The sequence below is a fragment of the uncultured Brachyspira sp. genome, assembly GCF_944388875.1.
Taxonomy (GTDB): Bacteria; Spirochaetota; Brachyspiria; order Brachyspirales; family Brachyspiraceae; genus Brachyspira.
This window is the reverse complement of sequence record NZ_CALXKQ010000012.1, coordinates 1-21,591: the sequence shown is the minus strand read 5'-3', so window position 1 is coordinate 21,591 and position 21,591 is coordinate 1. Positions and strand designations below refer to the sequence as shown.

The following is a 21,591-nucleotide window of genomic DNA, read 5'->3' as shown; positions in this document are numbered from 1 at the left end:
GGAAAATTTATGACATTATCTGAGATTAAAAATGCAGTGGCAAATATTAAGGAACAATCGGAAGTATTAAGGGGGTATCTTTGACCCTGATTCTATTTATAAAAGAATAAAAGAGATCGATGAAGTATCGGCAAAAGATGATTTTTGGAATGATAATATAGCTGCCCAAAAGTTAATGAAAGAAAGAATGCTTCTTCTTGATAAGATAGAGCCTGTTGAAAATCTAATAAAGAATTCCAATAATATATATGAGCTTGTTGAAATGGCAATAGAATCAGGCGATACGGAAATGGAAAAGGAGCTTGAAGGGGAGTATACTGAACTTCAAAAAGTTTTTGATGAACTTGAAACTAAAAACTTATTTTCTGGAGAATTTGACAGTAAGAATGCATATTTAACTTTGAATGCAGGAGCAGGAGGAACAGAAAGCTGCGATTGGGCTTCTATGCTTTCAAGAATGTATGTACGTTTTTGTGAGAGGCATGGTTTTACAGTTGAAACTACAGATGAACTTCCAGGGGATGAAGCTGGAATAAAGCAGATAAGTTTTTATATACAAGGTCTTTATGCTTATGGTTATTTGCGTTCAGAAATAGGGGTTCATAGATTGGTTAGAATATCTCCTTTTGACGCTAATGCTAAGAGGCATACTTCATTTGTGGCTGTAAGTGTTATGCCAGATATAGATGAGGATATTGAAATTGAAATTAATCCTGCAGATTTAAGAATAGATACATACAGAGCTTCTGGGGCAGGCGGACAGCATGTTAATAAAACATCATCTGCTATAAGAATAACACATATTCCTACTAATATTGTTGTGCAGTGTCAGGCAGAGAGAAGCCAGCATAATAATAAAGATATGGCTATGAAGATGCTTAAGGCTAAACTTTATCAGCTTGAAAAGGAAAAACTTGATAAAGAAAAGCAGAAAATAGCAGGAGAGAAAACGGATATAGCTTGGGGAAACCAAATTAGAAGTTATGTATTTCAGCCTTATCAGATGGTAAAAGATTTGAGAACAGGGCATGAAAGCAGTAATATGAACTCTGTTATGGACGGAAATATAGATGAGTTCATATCTGCATATCTCAAACAGCAGATAAAAAAGTGATTTTATTTATTTTTTGTTTTTTATTTATTCTGAACATAAATATTATTATGTTTAATTAATTATGTTACTTGTTGACATTTTTAGACATAAATAGTATAGTGTATATAAATAAAAAAACGGAGAATATTATGTTAAAAAAGATTATGTTAACATCTGTTTTGGTATTTGCATTGGCTGTATGCGTACCTAATAAAGCACATGCTGCTTATTCAGATGGTGCTGCAATAGGAGCTTCATTATTCTTTGGATATCCTAATCAAGGTTTAGCATTAGTAGGACAATTCAAAGGCGTGCCTTTAATGTTTGGAGTTCAGGCTGTAGCAGGTGTATTAACTCCAAGGTATCAATATTTCGGTATTGGATTAACTATGGACTGGTGGGGATTAAAAATACCTTTGGGTCAGGCAGGAGAGTCTGATGTTCATTTTTATTTAGGACCAGGACTTGCTGCTGATGCTGCTTTTGGCTCTTATGGTGTATGGTCAGTTAATGCTGGTTTGAGAATGCCTATAGGTTTTTCTTTTTTAATTAAACAAAAATGGGAAATATTCTTAGAACCTGCTCCTACTATAAATGTTATTCATGCCGATGGAGATGGGGTATCTATATTAGGTATATATATGGGTGATAAGGACGGACGCAGAAATAGATGGTATTTAGGTCATTTCTTGCATATAGCATTCCAAGTTGGATTTAGATATTGGTTCTAAATTTTATTTAAGAAAATCACAGCCTCGTTTAATAGACGGGGCTTTTATTTTACTTTACTTTTTTATATTTTTTAATAAAATATTTTGGATTTATAATTGTTATGTATAAGAAGATAATCATTTACAGTTTTATTATAATTTCTTTTTCATCTGCTTTTAATAGATTATATTCTTTTTATCCTCATGGAGATAGTGCTGGATTTTTCATTAGGGCTGGTTTTCCCACTCAGGTTTCTTTAGGAATTACTGGAAAATTTGATGTTGTTCCTTTTATGTTTGGAGGAATTCTAAATATTGGTATATCATCAACTGGATTTGCATTTTTTGGAGTTAGCGTCAGTGCTGATTGGTGGGGATTAAAGCATAGATTAGGGATGTTAGGAGATTCACATGTTTGGATTTATTTCGGACCTGGTGCGGAGGGAGTAATGGAGTTTGGCAATAAGTATTGGAATATAGAGGCGAATTTTAGACTTCCTGTAGGATTTTCATTTATAGTTGATAGAGATTGGGAAATATTTTTGCAAGCGGCTCCAGGTTTAAGCGTTATAGCTGTAGGAAATGACGGATTTAGAACTTTCGGATGGTATCCAAGAAGCAGCGGATGGTCTTTCTCTAAATTTTTTAGATTCTACGGAGATTTTGGATTTAGATATTGGTTTTGATAAAAATAAAAAAGGATTATTCTAGATATAAGAATAACCCTTTATATTTATTTATTTTTTGTTATAAATTATTTTTTATTTGCTTTTCCTGTTATCAAAGGCATATAATCAAAGAATGAGTATATAGTTATTATTGTAACTACTAATAAACTATAGTATATTATTTGATTATAAGGAAGAACTATGTCTGTGTGTTTTAATATTTTTATAAGAAATATTATAATTACAGCTGCAGCTCTTGAGGCGGTTTTTAATTTGCCGCTGAATTTAGCAGCAACAGCAAATCCTCTAAGACCGCCTAATATTCTTATAAACATTGAAAACATATCTCTATAAAGTGAAATTATATACATCCATATAGGCATAGAGCCTTCATATAAAAATATTGTAAACATAGTTATATGAAATACAGTATCAGCAAAAGGATCCAAAACTTTACCTAAATCGCTTACTAAATTTAATTTTCTAGCCATAGCTCCATCTAAAGCATCAGTTATTTCCAGTATTATTAGAAATATTAATGCCAAAACTGCACTTATCATAGAATTATAAAAATATAAAAATATAACAAGCGGAGATAAAACTATTCTGCTAATACTTAGTAAATTAGGTATTTGCTTTTTCATAATATAACTTCCTTTTATTTATATAATTATTGCTGCTGTATATTATCATCCAATCTCATATTATTATCTTCTGCCATATCCATATAAGGATCATCCATATTTTCTGCCTCTTTTTCATCCTCTTCAGTTTTTATATAGTATTCTTTTCCTCTCATAGCAGCATTGTATATTGAATAATCAACTTCATATATTATACCGCTTTCTGGCTTAACATATACTTTGCCTTCATTAGTATCATAAACTAAACTATATTCTTTTTTAGTATTATCTTCCATAAATATTGTGATTTTAGCATCTGGGATTCTGAATAATCTTTCTAAATATTTTTTCATATTATCATTATTAACAAATCCAGTTGCTTTAACTAAAGATAATGCCTCAAAATCTCTGTATGCTTTATCTAAATTAATTTCTTCCTCAATTCCATCAACTACCCAATTAGTTCTATTTTCTTTTCTTATAGTATTTGTATAATCTCTAATATTGCTTTCTGTTCTTATAACTGAATCTATATATATAGGTCTGTCAAATATTTGCTTATCTCTTAGCATATCAATAGTTTTTTTAAGTGCTTCTATATATACAAGTTCAACACTAAAATATTCATCATTATATTTAACATAGTATCTTTCTTCATCAGGAGTTTTATTTCCTACAAATACCTGATACTCTTTATCTCCCTCCCAAACTATAAATTCATTGCTTGGATTTTCAAGTCCGAATGATTCAAGTTCAGCAAGATTAGTTATAGTCATATCAATATTCAAAGTATTAAAGTTTTTAACATTTGCAAAAGCCTCTAACTGATCTATTTTGTAATTATTAGAAGGAGATGTTACTTTCCAAGTTTCACCTATCTTTTCTACTATTATAGGTTCATTTGAATATCTCAATTCATATTTTGTTACATTAGTTTCATTGAGTTCAAAAAGCTGAGTTCTTGGTTTATTTGCTTCAATTTCTATGCGTTTTTGTTTTGTAGTAAAGAATGCAGCAACACCTATTACAGCCAATACTACAAGTAAAATTATAATTTTTGTAACGTTCTTATTCATATTTTTTATCCTATTTTTTTATTTATATTGTAAATTATTTTCTATTTTCAAGCATAATATTAGCCAAGTATAAAAATATTATAGCAACAGATAAGAAATAAACAATATCTCTTAAATCTAATACTCCTCTTGCAATATTAGCAAAATGATAATCACCGCTTATAACCTCTATAATATTAACTAATGCTGGGAAGAGCAAAGTTAAATATCTTAGGAACATATTTAATGATATCATAATGGCAAGTCCAACTATTAAAGCAACTATCTGATTTTTAGTTGTTGATGATGCGAATATGCCTATAGCACATAATGCCATAATAAGAAATACGCTTCCGATATATCCTGCAATTACAGGTCCTAAATCCAATCTTCCTAAAAATATCAATGTGATAGGGTAGAGTATGGTAGGAATTAATGCAAAAAGCATAAATATTACAGCTGAACAGAATTTGCCTAATATAATTTCTAAAGATGAAACAGACTGAGTGCTTATAAGCTCATAAGAACCGCTTGAAAACTCGCTGGATAATAATCCCATTGTTATAGGCGGTATTATTAGTGAAAGTATAAGAGGCAAAATATTAAAAAAATCCTGCATATCATTTTGCTGAAGTATAAAAAATCTTGAGAAAAAATATACTCCGCTTACTATCAGAAATATTGCTGAAAATATATATGCTATAGGAGAAAAGAATATATGTCTTAATTCTTTTTTTAATATAATATTTGATTTATTTATAGTCTGATTAATCTTATTTAATGAAAAAACATTCTCCACTTATTTATCTCCTTTTGTAAGTGTATGGAACACTTCTTCTAAATTTTCTCTTTCTTTTGCCATTTCATATATTATCCAATCTGTGCTTTTTATAAATGAGTAAATTTTTTCTCTAGGCTCTTCATCATTAGAATATACCGTAATATCTTTTAACTCATCATTATTTTCTATTTTTACATCATAAACATTTTCTATTTTTTTTAACTTTTCTATTATTTTATTATTATCATCCTTTGTTTTTATAGATAATTTTATTCTTACAGATACTTTATTTTCTTTTCCTGCATCATTCAAACTTAAATGTTTAGGATCAGCATCAGCAATAACATTTCCCTGATTAATAATAATAGCCCTAGAGCAAGTAGCTTCAACTTCGCTTAATATATGAGTTGATATGAGAACGGTTTTTTCTTTTCCTAATTCTTTTATAAGTTCTCTGATTTCTACTATTTGATTTGGGTCAAGTCCGTTTGTAGGCTCATCTAATATAAGTATTTTAGGATCATGTATAATAGCACCAGCAATACCTACACGCTGTTTATAACCTTTTGAAAGCTCTCCTATTGATTTTGATATAACATCTTTCAAACTGCATGCTTCTACAACGTATTTAAGCCTCTCATTTAATCGGCTTCTTTCAAGCTCCTGAATCTCTGCCATATAAACAAGATAATCAAATACGCACATATCATCATAAAGAGGTGCTGATTCAGGCAAATATCCTATAACTTTTTTAACTTCTCTTTCATTATTTAATATGCTTTTTCCGTCAATAATAGCATTTCCGCTAGTAGGAGAGAGGTAGCAAGTTAATATTCTTAAAGTAGTAGATTTTCCTGCTCCGTTTGGCCCTAGTATCCCTACTATTTCGCCTGCATTTATTTCAAAACTTACGCCTTTTAAAGCATGAAAATCACCATAGTATTTGTTTAAATTTTCTACTGATATCATTTTGTTCCTTTTTTATTTTATATATTGCTAAAATTAAATCATTATTTAAAAATTAAAATCTAAAAAATATATAAGTAGAAAAACATTATAATATATATAAAGTAAAAAAACAATTATAATTTATATAATTAAATACATATGTTATTTTATTGTTTTTTTAATAAATATTTTTATATAATAACAGTTTTTATTGACAAATAGAATAAAATTTATTATATTGTAATTATCAAACTTTATATGGATATATAAAATGTCTAAAAAAAATCATAATAAAAATACTAATATTAAAAGTCAGGAAAATAAAAACAGCAGTATTGATATTTTGACGCTTATAAAAAAAATTTCAGAAGGTTTGTACGAAAAAGAAGAAGTTATCAGCTTAACTCTTTTATGTGCTTTGGCTGGAAAATCAGTATTTTTATACGGTCCTCCAGGAACTGCTAAAAGTTTGATAGTAAGAAGAATAGCATCAGTTTTTAAAGACTCTAAATATTTCGGTCAGCTTATGAATAGGTTTACAACTCCTGAAGATGTATTCGGTCCTGTGAGCTTATCAAAATTAAAAGAAGATAAATTTGAAAGACAGACTGAAGGATATCTTCCTAAAGCCGATTTTGTATTTTTAGATGAAATTTGGAAAAGCAGCCCTGCAATATTAAATACATTATTAACTATAATAAATGAAAAAGTATACAGAAACGGCAGTCAGGAAGAGAAAGTACCATTAAAGGCATTAGTTTCTGCGAGTAATGAAACTCCTCCTAAGGGGCAGGGACTTGAGGCAATGTATGACAGATTCATAATGCGTTTATTTGTTGATACTGCTAAAGATGTTGATAATTTTGTAAAGTTAATATCTGATAAAGATGTTTCTTTCGATGCTGAATTAAAAGAAGATGAAAAAATATCTACTGAAGATTGGTTAAAATTTCATAAAGAGATAGATAATATATCAGTATCCGACGAAGCTATTAATATAATATGTTATATTAAAAATGAGATAGATGAATACAACAAAGGCAATAATGAAGCTATATATATTTCAGACAGAAGATGGAAGAATATTGTTTATATACTGAAAGCAGCTGCATTTTTCTCTGATAGAAATACTGTTATGCCTGTAGATTGTTTTTTAATAACTCATTGTATATGGACGCTTGAAGAAAATATTGAAGAAGTAAAAAAAATCGTGTTAGAAGCCATAAAAATTTTTTCGACTTTAGATATTAACAGATTTGATGAAAAAATTGAGTACATAAAAAATAGTTCTAAAACTTCTTCAAATAGCAGCAGCACTAGTTCAACTAATAATGACGATTTAGAATTTGAAACAGTATCAATAAAAGGAAAAAAATTTGTAAAACTGCCTGTAAAATTTAGATCTAGCTCATCATTTGTGATTACTAGGCTTAGACTTAACAATTTATACGCTACATCATATCAATTAAATACTGATTCATATTTCAATCCATATGATGAATACGGCAGTCAATGCGAAGATTTTGAATGTATACATTTAGGTAATGGCAAATTAAAAATAACAAAGAATCTAAAAGTTAGTAACATTAGTTCTGGGATATCATCAATAAGTGCTGCACTTAATAATAATATATATAATCCTATTACTTTAATAGATGAAAATGGAAATGAAGCAGATGAAACTACATGCAGTCTGCCTGTTAAAAATAGTGTCAATAATACAGCTAATAATACTGTATCAGTAAATAATTCAGACTTAAAAAGAGAATGTAACGAGTTAATAGAGAATATTAATGACTTTGTTAATGGATATGAAAATTATTTAAAAAATAATATTAATAATATATATTCTGTATTTTTAAGCGATGAAAACAATCTCTTAATGTATAAAATATACAATGAAAATATATCTGAATTAAAGTCTAAGATTATAGAGCTTGAAAAGATTAGAGAGTCTTTGAAATAATATGTTGGATATATTAAGTTTTTTATTTAAAAAAGATGATATTAAAAATCAATTATACACTGAATTCTCTCAGTACGGTGAATTACTTGAAGATGAAGATTTTGCTAAAGAACTTGATAAAAAAATAAATGATTATAATGAAAATTTGAATAAAGAACTTTCATCTAATAATCCTTTAAAAAATGAATATGATAAATATAATAATGCATATTCTTCTTTTAAAAATAATGGTGCTGATGAAAACCGTATTTTAAATGATATAAATAATTATAAAAATTTTGATAAAGATGCTGATGATAATTTTTATAATAAAAAATTAAATGATATAAAAAATAAACATAAAGAAGAATACAGCAATATCAATAACGATTATAATGCTTTAGAAAAAGTGGTTTTAAATGATTGGAAAAATTCTTTAGATAGAGAATATACTAAATGGGCCTTGGATAAAATAGATGAAAGGAGAAAAGAGTTTTTTAAAGATACTAAAAATCTGCTTGAATATTTAAAAGATATAAAAGAGATTAAAGAATCATTAGGCGATGAAACAGGCGAGCTTTTTGATTTGAGTCTTGGAAAAATTGCAAAAAGAGATATAAATTATATAAAAAAACTAGCAAACTTTCTAAAAAATCATAAAAGTATAAAAGAACTTTGCGATATGCTAGGAAGATTTATGAAAGCAGAGGAAAGCATAAAAATAGAAAAAGTTCTAAGAAAAGAAACTTTCAAAACTAAAAAAATAGATACTAACTCTCAGGAAGAGATTGTCGGAATAACTTATTCTAGGGATATACATAATATACTTCCTCAGGAGAAGCTGCTTTTAGCTGAAGGCGTACTTGAAACTTTATTCGGAGTAAAGTATTTTGAAAATAGGCTTTTGACTTTCAAAAAAGAGGGTTATACTGATTATTCTTATGATGAAATGGTTGAAGATGAAATGCAGGTTGCGGAGGAGGATAAAAAAGGTCCTATTATAATATGCGTTGATACAAGCGGTTCTATGAGCGGAGTTCCTGAAACTGTTGCAAAGGCTGTTACATTATATCTGGCTACTCGTGCAATGAAACAGAAAAGAAATTGTTACCTTATAAATTTCAGTACGCAAATAGAAACTATGGATTTAACATACCCTAATACTATGGATAATTTGATTGAGTTTTTGAGATTAAGTTTTAACGGAGGAACTGATGCTGTACCTGCATTGAGGCATGCCGTAAAAACTATGAATACTGAGAATTATAAAAAATCTGATTTACTTTTTGTTTCTGATTTTGTATTTAATGAATTTACAGAAGAAGATTATAAATTGTCTGAAGCCCAAAAGAAAAATGAAAATAGGTTTTTCTCTCTTATAATAGGCAGCAGCCCTATGTTCAATGTGAAAAACAGCATATTTGATTATAATTGGTGCTATGATTCTTCAAATGCTTCCGTTAAGGAAATTACTGGAAATATGTATTCAAATATATTTGGTAATTAACAAAATTATATAAAAAAATTCTTGACTGTTATTTTTTTCATTGTATGATAATGCTATCATTACTAGGCAGTGTGCGGTATGAATTTAGATGAAGTATTAGATAATTGTCAGAAAGCTATAAAATATGAGTTTAAGAATAGAGCTTATCTTTTGGAAGCTATAACTCATAGAACTTATGCAAATGAATCCAAAAAAAAGATGAAATATAATCAAAGACTTGAGTTTTTGGGGGACTCTGTTCTTTCTCTTATTATATCCGATTATTTATTTAAAAAATATAATACAAGTAAAGAGGGACTTCTTTCAAAAGTGAAATCATCATTGGTATCTCAGAAATCATTATCTGAGCTTTCAAAGGAGCTTAAGCTGGGGGATTTTTTGCTTCTTGGTCATGGAGAAGAGGCTTCTGGAGGACGTTATAGGTCTAATATGCTTGAGGATTTATTTGAGGCTGTTGTTGGAGCTATATATTTGGATTCTGGTATAGGTAATGCTTCTAAATTTGTTATGATGGCTTATCAAAATAGACTTAAAAATTTGGATATAGAAAATTTTGATAAAGATTATAAAACTATATTTCAGGAACTAATACAGAAAAAGCATAAAACAAGTCCTGTGTATAAATCTTTTGAATATACATGCAGTAATGAAAATCATGATGAAATGTTTAAAGCAGAAGTTCATGTAAATGATAATATTTTTGCAGTGGGTTTTGGAAGGAGTAAAAAAGAAGCTGAAACTGAAGCGGCTAAAAGTGCATTAAATAAAATAGAGATAGTAAGCAGCACTATAAAAAGAAACAGGCAAAATAAAAATTAATAAAAGGAATATTATGAGTAAAATATTAATAGCACCATCAATATTAACAGCACCATTTTCTAATTTGGAAAATACTATAAAGGAGCTTGAAGAAGCAGGAAGCGATTATCTTCATTTGGATATAATGGACGGAGTATTCGTGCCTCAAATTACTTTTGGTGCAAAAATAGTTTCTGATATAAAAAAAATTAGTAAAATACCGCTTGATGCTCATCTTATGATAGTAAATCCAGAAAAGCATATTGATGATTTTGCAAAGGCTGGATGCGATATAATAAGCGTTCATTTTGAGGGTAATATTCATATTCATAGGATTCTTCATCAAATAAAATCCCATAATATAAAAGCAGGTATTGTACTTAATCCTCATACAAGGGCTGATGTAATAGAACCTATTATTGATGATATTGATTATGTTCTTGTTATGAGTGTTAATCCTGGATTTGGCGGACAGAAGTTTATAGAATCTTCAATACAAAAAATAAAAGAAATTAGAAAATTAATAGATAATAGAAATATAATTCTTGCTGTTGACGGCGGAGTTAATTTTAATACTTGTGATAAGGTAATTGAGGCAGGTGCTAATTTCCTTGTTGCTGGAAGTGCTATAATTGACAGCGATAATAAAAAAGATACTATAAATAAACTTAGAGGAAATAAATAATTTAATATAATTGTTTATATATGCTATGAAAAAGTTTTATATGCATTAATATCAAATTATTAATATTAATAAAAAATATTTGTTACTCCTTTCTTGACCTGCATACTTCTAAAAACATATCAAAAATATTCTGCATTTTTACACTTTTAGCACTCATTAATTCAGGATGCCATTGTACGCCTAAAATAAAAGAATCTTTTTTCTTGTATTCTATAGCTTCCACTATACCATCCTTTGCTGCAGCTGTAACTTTAAAGTCTTTAGCTAATTTATCTATAGCCTGATGATGAAAACTATTAACTTCAGAACTTTCTCCAAGCATATCGTATATAATACTGTCTTTTACTATTTGTATTTTATGCGTGGCTGTATGATATTCAGCAGTTTGGCTGTGAAGTATATTTGTATTTCTTTGAGTAGGTATATCCTGTATTAAAGTGCCTCCGAAGTATACATTTATAACCTGTATTCCTCTGCATATTCCAAATATTGGTTTATTCATTTCAACAGCATATTTCATTAATTTAAAATCAAAATCATCTCTTTCGGCAGATATAGTACCGATTTTTTCTATAGGCTCTTCATTAAATCTAAAAGGGTGAACATCAACACCTTCAGTCATAATAATGCCATCAACATTTTCAGCCATTTTTTTTATTATTTCTTCGTCTTCTGTAATAGGCATTATAAAAGGTACTCCTTTTGACCTTATAATAGAATCAACATAAGAGCGATTAACAAATTCTTTTGGTATAGAACTATTTTCATATAAAAGATTTCCAGATAAACCTATAACAGCCATAATGATTTTCCTTAAAAATATTTGACATATATATTAAAGCAAAATTATTTTTTTACAAGGCATAATTAATATAGTTGACATAATTTTTAAATGATATTATTTTTTATTTACTAAATGTTGGAAAGTAAAAATGTCAGATAATAAATTAAATAAAGAAGAAGTGAAAATTAGTAAGTTTGTAAGTATGGTATTAAGGCATAAGCCAGAGTATATAGGTATTAAATTATCAAAAGACGTATGGGCTAATGTTCATGAACTAATAGAAAAAATAAAATCAAAAGGAAAAAATATTGATAAAGATATACTTGAGAGAGTTGTATTATATAATGAAATGATAAGAAGAGATTTAGTTTTAATAAAAATCATACTTTAATAAGTACCAATCATGGGCATAGTATAGATGTAGATTTGGATTTTGAAGAAAAAGAACCCCTGATATTTTATTTCATGGCACTTCTACCAATAATATAGATAGCATAAAAAATAAGGTATTAAAAAATGAAAAGGCTTCATGTACATTGATCATTAACAGAAGACATTGCCAAAAAAGTTGGGGAACGTCATGGAAATCCTACCATAATAAAGATTAATGCTAAACAGATGCATGAAGATGGTATCAGCTTCAATTTATCAGAAAATAAAGTTTGGCTTTGTGATTATGTAGATTCAAAATATATTTTAGGTATTATCGCATAATAGTTTTAAATATATTCCCCGCCCATTAAATTTTTTGATTATATTGAAAATTTACATCTTTACTTTTTTGTTGATTAATTATAAATATAAAACTCCCGCCCTAACTTTATTTATTTTCAAGACTTATTCAACGCACGCTTAATAAAATAAAAAATATATACGTATTATGCGATATGATTTTGTTAAAAACTTAGTGCTGTTAACCGTGCGTTAATTGGGTTCATATTTTTTAATAAAACTTGGGAGGGCGTGCTGTTGCTAAATTGATATCAAAAAGTAAATAAGTTAGAGTTAAAAAATAAATCTATAAAGTATATAGGGTGGGGTGTGTAAATAAAATTTTTAATTTATTCTAATTCCCCGCCCCAGCTTATTTTAAATTGATAATTTTTACTGCATTTTCATTTATTAACATAATATAGTTGACATAATTATATATTGATTTATCATTAAATATGTTAAAAAAATAATGGAATAAATATTTATGAAGAAGAATATTTTTATAATAATTTTTATTGCAGGTATATTTTTATTATCATGTTCTAATAGTAAACATAATAATAGCGGTATAGTTGTATCAGTAGGAGGAATGCCAAGCAGCTTAGACCCAGCATTTGCTAAAGGCATAAATACAGCAGTTTACATAACACATACTTTTGAAACATTAACTCAAAGAGATGAAGACGGTACTATAATTCCTGCACTTGCTGAAAGCTGGGAGGCTATGAGTAATAATACTGTTTATATATTTTATTTGAGAAATAATGCCAAATGGTCTGACGGAAAAACGGTTACTGCAAATGATTTTGTATATACATTAAGAAGATTAATAGACCCGAAAGTTGCTTCTCCATTTTCTTTAGGGTTTGATATAATAAAGAATGCTCAAAGTATAATGAAAGGGGAAAAGTCTTTAGAAGAACTTGGAGTATATGCATTAGATGATTATACTTTGAAAATAGAACTTGATGTACCGCTTCCGTATTTTGAAGAGGCTATGGCAAGCGATATTGCCTCACCTATAAGAAGTGATATTATAGAAACTTACGGAGAGGATTGGGCTTTGAGTAAAGATCATTATATTGGAAACGGACCTTATATAATAACAGAATATGATGAGGCTGTAAAAATAGTGATGGAGAAAAACCCTTATTATTGGGATAAAGATAATGTAAAGGCTGAAAAAATAACTTTCGAGTTTTTGGAAGATGTTAATACTGCAGTTGCGGCTATTTATGCAGATAGTATATTATTTTATCCAGAGACTCCAGAAAATGAAAGAGCTTCTTTAATAGAGCAGGGTATAGGAAGAGAAGCAGATATAACATCTATTGCCTACTATATGGTAAACTTAAAAAGAAAACCTTTTACAGATCCTTTAGTGAGAAAGGCATTAGCTTTAGGTATAGACAGAAATTATATAGTAAATAATGTTTTAGGTGGAGGAAGGGTAGCTGCTGACGGATTTGTTCCTATAAATGTAAAAATAGGTACTAATGATTTTAGAGAGAATGCACCAGAATATATTTCTTTAAAAGAAGGCGATTATCAGAAAAATATTGAAGAGGCTAAAAAACTTCTTTCAGATGCAGGATACAGCGATATAAAAAAATTCCCTATTATAGAATTAATAACAACTACTAATCCTTCATCGCTTTTTGTAGCAGAAGCCATTCAGAATATGTATAAAAATAATTTAGGCATTGATTTGAAACTTAGATATGAAGAGCCTACATCATATTTGCAGTCAATAAAAGACGGAAGTTTTCAAATGATTAAGGCAGGTACTAGTGTAGCTTATAATCAGGCGGCTGGTTATTTAAGACTTTTTCAGCTTGACGGACTTGGCAATGACGGCGGATATACTAATGCAGTTTATGATTATTTAGTTGATATTGCTATGACAAATGCTAATGAAGATATAAGAATAAAAGCAGCCTATGATGCAGAACGCATACTCATAAAAGAAGATATGGCTATTATACCTATATATTATGATAAGGCTACAGTTATGCAGAGTAAAAAACTTCATGGTGTAAAATACGATATTTTTTCTGTGTATGATTTTAGGAATGCATATATTGAATAGAAATTAATAGATTTGTTTCAAAAGTACTTGACAAGATTATATATAAAATTTTTATAATTTACCAATGCAAAAATAATGTTTTTATATGTTGTATAAATGATTATTTTAGTGTGTAAATATGCGGTCTTTCACGGCTGTGTGCCCAAACTATAATTAAAAAATATTAAATAAAAAATTGTCAGTATTAAGAAATTTAGTTTTAAAACAAGTATAATAAATTTTTAGATGTTTACATTATCAAATAACAATGGTTATTTATACATATTGATTAAAATACTAAATATTAGTATAATAAATAAATATATTTATAAAAAGTGATTAGATATAATGTTTTTTGGCGACTTTAAATTTGTAATTTTATATATATTAATTCCTGTACTTATAGCATTGTTTATTATGTCAAGGAAAAAAGTGCATAAGATACTTTCTATATTTACAAAGAATTCCAATTTTCAAAGTGATAAAAATTATAAAAGAATATCAAATTTAAGAGTATTTTCTATTATATTTATGATTCTTGCAGCTGCATGTTTAATATTTGCACTCATGCAGCCTAAATGGGGGATAATAGAGCAAAAAATAAAAACAGATAATTATATGATAACAATAGCATTGGATTTATCTAGGTCTATGGATGCGGATGATGTATGGCCTTCAAGATTGGAAAGAGCTAAGTTAGAAATAAAAAAGTTTGTTGAAAACACTGATAATTTATCCGTGGCATTAGTAGGATTTGCAGGAACTAGTTTTATAGCAAGTCCTTTTACACAGGATATGGACACTTTTACTTATATATTAAATAATTTAAATACAAAATCTGTTACATTGCAGGGAACTAGAATAGCAGATGCTTTAGTTACAGCTAAAAATACATTTAATGTTAATGCCGTAAGTAAAAAATCAATAGTACTTATAACTGACGGAGAGGATCATGGCGGTTATTTTGATGAAGTTTTAAAAGAATTAAATGACATGAATGTAAGCGTATATACAATAGGAGTTGGTACATTAGAAGGTGCAAGCATAAGTACGGATTTAGGAGTTAGAGAAAAAACTATAATTTCAAAAAGGGATGATAATACATTGAAAATGATAGCCGATTCTACGCATGGAAAAAGCTATATTGCTGAGAATGTTTCTTTGGAAAGAATATTTGATGATATGAAAAAAAATATGGATAGCGTATCTTCTATAAGAAATAATAGAAGCTATAAAGAAAGATTCCAAATATTTTTAGCAGCTTCAGTTATTCTTATAATAATTGCCAGTATGTTTAATATATTAACTCAAATAAGAGTAAATACTCCCAAAGAAAAAATTGTTAATAAAAAAGCTAAATCTTATTAAGCAGGAATTTAAAAATGAAAAAATACAATTTATTAATATTTTTATTTGTAATTATGTCTTTTAATATATATGCCTTTTCATTCAATGAGCTTACAGCGAAACTTGATGTGGACAGGGCTAATAGATTGATGAAAAAAGGAAATTATGAAGGTGCTGTAACTTTATATGAGAAGGCTTTAAGCAAAGTTCCTAATTCTCCAGAAATATTTTATAACATGGGTACAACTATGTCATCCATTGGAGATATTCAAAGTGCTGTTCAATTATTCGATATGGCAAAGAAAAGTGTTACAGAAAATACAAGTAAAAAAATGAGAAGTGCTATTCATTATAATTCAGGCATAACAAAAATAGAAGGTCAGGATTATCAAGGTGCCATAGATGAATTAGTTGAATCTCTTGTTAATACTCCAGATGATGAGAATGCAAAAAGAGCATTAGAATATGCACAGAAAAAGTTAGAAGATCAAAAACAGAATCAGCAGAATAACAGCGGATTTAATAATCAGCAAAGTGAAGATGAGCAAGACGGTCAAAGCGATAATAATGACGGAAACTCTGGTGAAAATAATCAGAATAATGATGACAGTAATAATCAGAATCAAGATAATCAAAATAACAATAATAATCAGAATGATCAAAATAATGATAATAATCAGGATAATCAAAATAATGATAATAATCAGAATAATCAAAATAATAATAATAACAACAATAACAGCAATAACAACGAAGACAGTAAATCAGATATTGACAGATTATTAGAATCTTTAAGGCAGTTTAGAAAAGATAAAGATAATGGAGATCAATATTACGGCGGAGGAAGAATTGACAAGGATTGGTAATATTTTTATAAGTTCCATATTGATTGTATTATTTATTGCCTACAATTCATTATCGGCACAGACAAGCATAACAGCTGAGTTTTCTGACAAAAGAATAGGTGTAGGCGAAATATTTACTCTATCTGTAACTATAAATAACAGTTCAGGAAGAGTAATAATGCCTGATATAGACGGATTTGTGCTTAGAGGTACATCTCAAAGCAGGAATATGATGTATTCTTCAGGTACATTCAAATCAATTCAGACATACAATTTTACATATATAGCCAACAAAGAAGGAACATATAAAATAGATAATATTAGAGTAAAAGTAAATAATAATACCTATGTTGCAAATCCTGTTGAAATAGAGGTTTTGAGTTCTCCAGTAAGAAGCAGAGATGATGACCGTACTCCTGACGGAAATAAATTTGAGGAGTTTATGGATTACGGAGAAGATATTTATGTTGATAATAATATTAATAAGAAAGAAGTATATTTATACGAACCTATATATATAGAACAGAAGGCATATTCTCATATACCTGTAAATGTGCTTGGATTTTCAAAGATTCCTGTTAGAACTGATTTTCTTTCATATTCTGATTCATCCGAATACAATTCATTTACGGAAATAATAGACGGTAAAAGGGTAAGCGTTATACCATTGAAGAAAGAAGCATTGTATCCTATGAAGTCTGGAATAAAAGATATATTAACTACGCCTTTTGTATTTGAGAAAGAGGGCATGTTTTATGACAGAGTCGAATACGGCGAAGAAGATTTTACTGTAAATGTACTGCCTCTGCCTGATAAAACTGGTTTTGATAATTTTTCTGGAGCAGTTGGCGATTTTAATTTTAATGTAAAAGTTAATAAAACTAATGTGGCTGTAGGAGAAGAGATGCTTATTACAATGGAAGTTGTAGGCGAGGGCAATACTTCTATAATAAATATGCCTAATATTAATGATGATGTAACTAATTATTTTTCTGTATATCAGCCTAAAACTTATGAAACAAATTGGTTTGACGGAAATAGAATAATAGGAAAAAAAATAAAAGAGTATGTATTAGTTGCAAAAGATGAAGGAGAGTCTATAATATCAAATATTAGTTTTTGCTATTTTTCGCCTAATGATAAAAGCTATACTAATATTTATTCTAGTGCTTTTAATCTAACAGTATCAGGCATTAAGCAGAATTTTAATTCTTTTGTTAATAATGATAATGAAGAGCTGAATGTTATACCTATAAAAAATACAATCATAAAAGAAGATAAAGAGTTTAGAGTATTCAATATCAATATAATTTATTTTTATATTATAATATTAATAGCTGTATCTATAATAATATATAATTCTAAAAAGATTAGTAATTTAAAATTATTATTTAATAATTCTAATAAAAATAATGATTCTAGTATTGAGAACATTAAAAAATATTACGCTGACAATAATAGAAAAGAGTACTGTAAATCTATAGAAAATATTTTAATAAATAAGATAAAAGATAAATTTAATATATATGATAATAATACTTTATATGAAAAGTTAAATGATTATATAGGTTCTCAAAAGGCTGATGAGATAAAGAATATAATTGATAAATGCAATTTTGAATTGTATTCTGGAGAATCATATAACAATGAAGATTATCATACAAAAGCCATTGAAATAATAAAATATATAGATAAATTAAAAATCAAAAATAAATAATTAATAATATGGAAATTTTATAAATGAATATAAGAAAATATATAGTGATATTTTTGATATTTCAATCATGTTTTTTATACTGTGCTGATTTGGATAAAATAAATAATTTATTTGAAAATGCCAATACTCTTTATAATGAAGGCAAATATTTAGAGGCTAATTATTTATACAAAGATATTGCATCATCTAATATTATTTCAAAAGATTTGTATTATAATTTAGCTTCTTCTTATGCAGCTATTGGAAGCAATGGATATGCTGTACTTTATTATGAAAAGGCTCTTAATATATCTCCTTTTGATAAAGAAACAAAAAATATGATAAACTCTATTACAGGAAATAATAATTATAATTCACAAATGATTATAACTATATATATATTGTTAATATTATTTTTGATAAGTTTTACAGTGTTTATTGTACTGCTTATAAAACTAAGAAAGTCTAATAAATTTTTATTAATATTATCTATTGTATTTTTGATACCTACTATAATAATTAATAACAGAATAAATGATGATTATGTTGTAACTGTAGAAGAAGCAAATATTTATAATGGAAGCAGTACAAAATCTGATATAGTTTCTATAATACATGAAGGTGAAAAATTGAGAATATTAGAAGAATATACTAATTGGTATTATGTAAAAGGAAATTTTAAGGGCTGGATAAATAAGAGTTCGGCAGAAAAGATATAATAATGGAGCGGATTTATGTTAAAAATAGCGGTTGGAATGAGTGCAGGAGTGGATTCTACTACTACAGCAAAGATTTTAAAAGAACAAGGAAATGAAGTATTTGGTGTTACTATGCTTCTTTGGAATGGTGATAAAAGAGCCCCTTTAAGCGGTTCATGTTATAGTCCTTCACAGTCAAATATGGTAGATGAATGTAAAAGATATGCTAAGGCTATTGGAATAGATTATTATGCATTCGATGTAAGCGATATGTTTCAAAAAAAAGTTATAGATTATGTGGCAGAGTCTTATAAAAACGGACTTACTCCTAATCCATGTATTATGTGCAATAGTCAGATTAAGTTTATGGCTTTATTTGAGGCTATAGAAAATCATGGGTTAGAATTTGATAAATTTGCTACAGGACATTATGCAGGTGTTAAATATGATGAAAAATCAAAAAGATATATTTTATTAAGAGGAAAAAATCTTATAAAGGATCAGTCATATTTTTTATACAGGCTTACTCAATATCAATTATCAAAAATAATATTCCCAATGTATGAAAATACAAAAGAGGATACTAGGAAAATAGCAAGGGAATATAATTTGGAAGTTTCTGAAAAAAGTGAGAGTCAGGATTTTTTTGCAGGCGAATATCACAGACTATTTGATGGAGATAAGGAAGGTGATATAATAAATATAGATACGAATGAAGTATTGGGGCATCATAAAGGAATATGGCATTATACTGTAGGACAGAGAAAAGGTTTGGGTATAGCTTATAAAGAACCTTTATTTATAATATCATTAGACAGCAAAACAAATACTGTTTATGTTGGTAATAAGAATCATACTTTTGTTAATGAAGTTACCATATACAATGTTAATTGGATAGCTGAACCTATACAAAAAGAATTTGAAGCTTTAGTAAAAACAAGAAGTGTACACAAAGGTACTATGGCGAGAGTTATTCCCATAGATGAAAATACTATAAAAATAAAATTTCTTGAACCTACAGGAATAGTAGCTAAAGGACAGTCATGCGTATGTTATGACGGAGAACTAACTTTATGCGGCGGTATTGTTTATTAGAAATTATTATCAATATAATATTCTGAATTTATCTCTAAAAGCTTCACGCCACTTTTTTACTGGTATCCACCAAGCTATCATATTAATATTGTTCTCAGTAGCTTTTATTGTGACTTTAATACCAAATAAGTATATATAAATATAATTCTTGCTATTATATATTCCAAAAAACTTTAACCAATTTATATTATTTGCTAAATAATTTATTTTATTGCTTAATTGTTTATTTTCATTATTTAACTGTTGATTTTTTTCTATAAGCAAATTTATCATATCATCCTTATATGAATCTTTATTAATTTTTTTTGGAGTTTCAATAGCATTTACAAGCCAACTTAAAGATTTTTCTTTTTCTGTTTTTAGTTTATTATTTATTTCTGTAAAATCCATATTGATTATATTATTTATTTTATTATCTGTTATTTCATTAATATCTTTTATAACCCTATCTTCAAAATTAAATTGTTTTGATATTGATAATATTCTTGATATACCGCCATGCTCATTTAATGTAACTAAAAAAGGAATCTTAAAAATAATAGAAAAGCACATACCATGAAAAGAATCTGTTATAAAATATTTTGAATTTTTAATTATATAAAGCCAATCTTCTATAGAAAAATTATGATCCCCATCATTTATTACTATACATTTTAAATTTAATTTATCTGATATAATGTTAATTATATTATTTAAATCAGATCTTAAATTATATACAGCTATATAATTATAATCTATTTTTAATTTGCTTTTAGATATTAAATAGTCATAGTATTTTTTTTCCAGCAAAAATACAGGATCTAATACATGAGTTGCTTCAACGTCAAAATAATATTTACAAATATTAACACCATCATCTTCTCTAACAGAAACATGATCAAATTGTTTTAAATAAAATTTACACATAAGTTCATTATATTTACCACCTTCATATTTACTAATACCAAATGATGGAGCATAGGATATTTTTTTTTTATTATTTGGTACGAAGTGTAACATATAATAATCTAAAGCATAATTAGACCATGTGTTAAATTTCCATAACTGATCGGAACCTACAATAAAAGTATTACATTTCTCTACATATCTTTCTAGCTCTTTTCTAGAAAATGTTTCATTTCCAACATTTAGATATTTAAAATATGTTTGACAACCTTTTGTATTATCATATAAACTTTCACTCCTCAAATTATCATATATTAGTATTGGATTATAATAAAGTTGTTTTATTATATAAAATATAGCATAAGAAGTTAAAACAGCACCAAAATTATTTGATGTACCCATATTAATTATCGCTATATTATATTTTGGGTTACAGCTATTTTTATATAACTCTTCTAAAGGTTCTTTATCTAAATTATCAAAAAAATATTTTCTGTTAGAAAATATAGCTATATTGCCTCCTAGTCCGCCATTAAAAAATTTAACTTTTTCAATATTTTTGTATTTAGGTTTATTATTCAAATACTTAAATGTATTGTTGCCTTTATATGTATTTATTAATACTAAAGATACACCTTTATTATCA

General features: G+C 27.6%; 21 protein-coding genes. 15 read left to right on the top strand and 6 right to left on the bottom strand.

The annotated features are described in order from the left end of the window. Window positions 1-9: 9 nt before the first annotated feature. The 3 genes from prfB to Q0J69_RS08325 all read left to right on the top strand — a co-directional run bounded on the left by prfB (window position 10) and on the right by Q0J69_RS08325 (window position 2,489). A protein-coding gene (gene prfB / locus Q0J69_RS08335; protein ID WP_297206102.1) for a peptide chain release factor 2 occupies window positions 10-1,114 on the top strand; the annotation gives its coding sequence in 2 pieces (ribosomal slippage) (window positions 10-81 and window positions 83-1,114; 1,104 coding nt in all). Window positions 1,115-1,242: 128 nt separating this feature from the next. After that, the gene (locus tag Q0J69_RS08330) at window positions 1,243-1,824 is read left to right on the top strand and encodes a hypothetical protein (protein WP_297206100.1); all 582 of its coding nucleotides are present in this window, start codon (window positions 1,243-1,245) and stop codon (window positions 1,822-1,824) included. A 101-nt stretch (window positions 1,825-1,925) separates the two neighbouring features. Further along, window positions 1,926-2,489, top strand: coding sequence for a hypothetical protein (locus tag Q0J69_RS08325; RefSeq protein WP_297206098.1), 564 nt, complete (start codon window positions 1,926-1,928; stop codon window positions 2,487-2,489). Window positions 2,490-2,557: 68 nt separating this feature from the next. Here the strand turns inward: Q0J69_RS08325 and pgsA are convergent, their stop codons facing one another. The 4 genes from pgsA to Q0J69_RS08305 are packed head-to-tail and all read right to left on the bottom strand — an operon-like array spanning window position 2,558 to window position 5,899. Beyond that, complete coding sequence (gene pgsA / locus Q0J69_RS08320) at window positions 2,558-3,115, bottom strand: CDP-diacylglycerol--glycerol-3-phosphate 3-phosphatidyltransferase (protein ID WP_297206096.1); 558 nt, start codon at window positions 3,113-3,115, stop codon at window positions 2,558-2,560. Window positions 3,116-3,141: 26 nt separating this feature from the next. Beyond that, entirely contained in the window at window positions 3,142-4,170 is a 1,029-nt protein-coding gene (locus tag Q0J69_RS08315) for a DUF4340 domain-containing protein (RefSeq protein WP_297206094.1), read from the bottom strand. Between the two features lie 34 nt (window positions 4,171-4,204). Next, window positions 4,205-4,948, bottom strand: a complete 744-nt coding sequence (locus tag Q0J69_RS08310) for an ABC transporter (RefSeq protein WP_297206092.1) — start codon at window positions 4,946-4,948, stop codon at window positions 4,205-4,207. Further along, entirely contained in the window at window positions 4,949-5,899 is a 951-nt protein-coding gene (locus Q0J69_RS08305; RefSeq protein ID WP_297206090.1) for an ATP-binding cassette domain-containing protein, read from the bottom strand. A gap of 250 nt (window positions 5,900-6,149) precedes the next feature. Between Q0J69_RS08305 and Q0J69_RS08300 the strand changes: the two genes are divergently transcribed. The 4 genes from Q0J69_RS08300 to rpe all read left to right on the top strand — a co-directional run bounded on the left by Q0J69_RS08300 (window position 6,150) and on the right by rpe (window position 10,813). Continuing rightward, window positions 6,150-7,844 (top strand): AAA family ATPase, encoded by a 1,695-nt coding sequence (locus Q0J69_RS08300; protein ID WP_297206088.1) that lies wholly within the window; start codon window positions 6,150-6,152, stop codon window positions 7,842-7,844. 1 nt (window position 7,845) lies between these two features. After that, on the top strand, window positions 7,846-9,330 hold the full coding sequence (locus Q0J69_RS08295; RefSeq protein ID WP_297206086.1) for a VWA domain-containing protein: 1,485 nt from the start codon (window positions 7,846-7,848) through the stop codon (window positions 9,328-9,330). 78 nt (window positions 9,331-9,408) lie between these two features. Further along, window positions 9,409-10,149, top strand: a complete 741-nt coding sequence (rnc, locus tag Q0J69_RS08290) for a ribonuclease III (RefSeq protein ID WP_297206084.1) — start codon at window positions 9,409-9,411, stop codon at window positions 10,147-10,149. Window positions 10,150-10,162: 13 nt separating this feature from the next. Then, window positions 10,163-10,813, top strand: a complete 651-nt coding sequence (gene rpe / locus Q0J69_RS08285; protein ID WP_297206082.1) for a ribulose-phosphate 3-epimerase — start codon at window positions 10,163-10,165, stop codon at window positions 10,811-10,813. 82 nt (window positions 10,814-10,895) lie between these two features. Here rpe and Q0J69_RS08280 read toward each other — a convergent pair whose 3' ends face one another. After that, window positions 10,896-11,615, bottom strand: a complete 720-nt coding sequence (locus tag Q0J69_RS08280) for a gamma-glutamyl-gamma-aminobutyrate hydrolase family protein (RefSeq protein ID WP_297206080.1) — start codon at window positions 11,613-11,615, stop codon at window positions 10,896-10,898. A 130-nt stretch (window positions 11,616-11,745) separates the two neighbouring features. Here Q0J69_RS08280 and Q0J69_RS08275 point away from each other — a divergent pair, with 130 nt between their 5' ends. From Q0J69_RS08275 to mnmA, 8 genes are all read left to right on the top strand, one after another. Beyond that, window positions 11,746-11,988 (top strand): RNA 2'-phosphotransferase, encoded by a 243-nt coding sequence (locus Q0J69_RS08275; RefSeq protein WP_297206078.1) that lies wholly within the window; start codon window positions 11,746-11,748, stop codon window positions 11,986-11,988. A gap of 164 nt (window positions 11,989-12,152) precedes the next feature. Next, entirely contained in the window at window positions 12,153-12,311 is a 159-nt protein-coding gene (locus Q0J69_RS14220) for an RNA 2'-phosphotransferase (RefSeq protein WP_366030482.1), read from the top strand. 484 nt (window positions 12,312-12,795) lie between these two features. After that, window positions 12,796-14,400, top strand: a complete 1,605-nt coding sequence (locus Q0J69_RS08270) for a peptide ABC transporter substrate-binding protein (protein ID WP_297206076.1) — start codon at window positions 12,796-12,798, stop codon at window positions 14,398-14,400. 327 nt (window positions 14,401-14,727) lie between these two features. Beyond that, on the top strand, window positions 14,728-15,747 hold the full coding sequence (locus tag Q0J69_RS08265; RefSeq protein ID WP_297206074.1) for a VWA domain-containing protein: 1,020 nt from the start codon (window positions 14,728-14,730) through the stop codon (window positions 15,745-15,747). A 14-nt stretch (window positions 15,748-15,761) separates the two neighbouring features. Further along, window positions 15,762-16,592: a tetratricopeptide repeat protein gene (locus Q0J69_RS08260; RefSeq protein WP_297206072.1), complete on the top strand. Its 831-nt coding sequence runs from the start codon at window positions 15,762-15,764 to the stop codon at window positions 16,590-16,592. Next, window positions 16,546-18,288 (top strand): BatD family protein, encoded by a 1,743-nt coding sequence (locus Q0J69_RS08255; protein WP_297206069.1) that lies wholly within the window; start codon window positions 16,546-16,548, stop codon window positions 18,286-18,288. Before Q0J69_RS08260 ends, Q0J69_RS08255 begins: the two co-directional genes overlap by 47 nt. 23 nt (window positions 18,289-18,311) lie before the next feature. After that, on the top strand, window positions 18,312-18,986 hold the full coding sequence (locus Q0J69_RS08250; RefSeq protein ID WP_297206067.1) for an SH3 domain-containing protein: 675 nt from the start codon (window positions 18,312-18,314) through the stop codon (window positions 18,984-18,986). A 15-nt stretch (window positions 18,987-19,001) separates the two neighbouring features. Next, entirely contained in the window at window positions 19,002-20,060 is a 1,059-nt protein-coding gene (gene mnmA / locus Q0J69_RS08245; RefSeq protein WP_297206065.1) for a tRNA 2-thiouridine(34) synthase MnmA, read from the top strand. Window positions 20,061-20,069: 9 nt separating this feature from the next. Here mnmA and Q0J69_RS08240 read toward each other — a convergent pair. After that, a partial coding sequence (locus tag Q0J69_RS08240) for a polysaccharide pyruvyl transferase family protein (protein ID WP_297206063.1) occupies window positions 20,070-21,591 on the bottom strand: 1,522 nt, incomplete at its 5' end.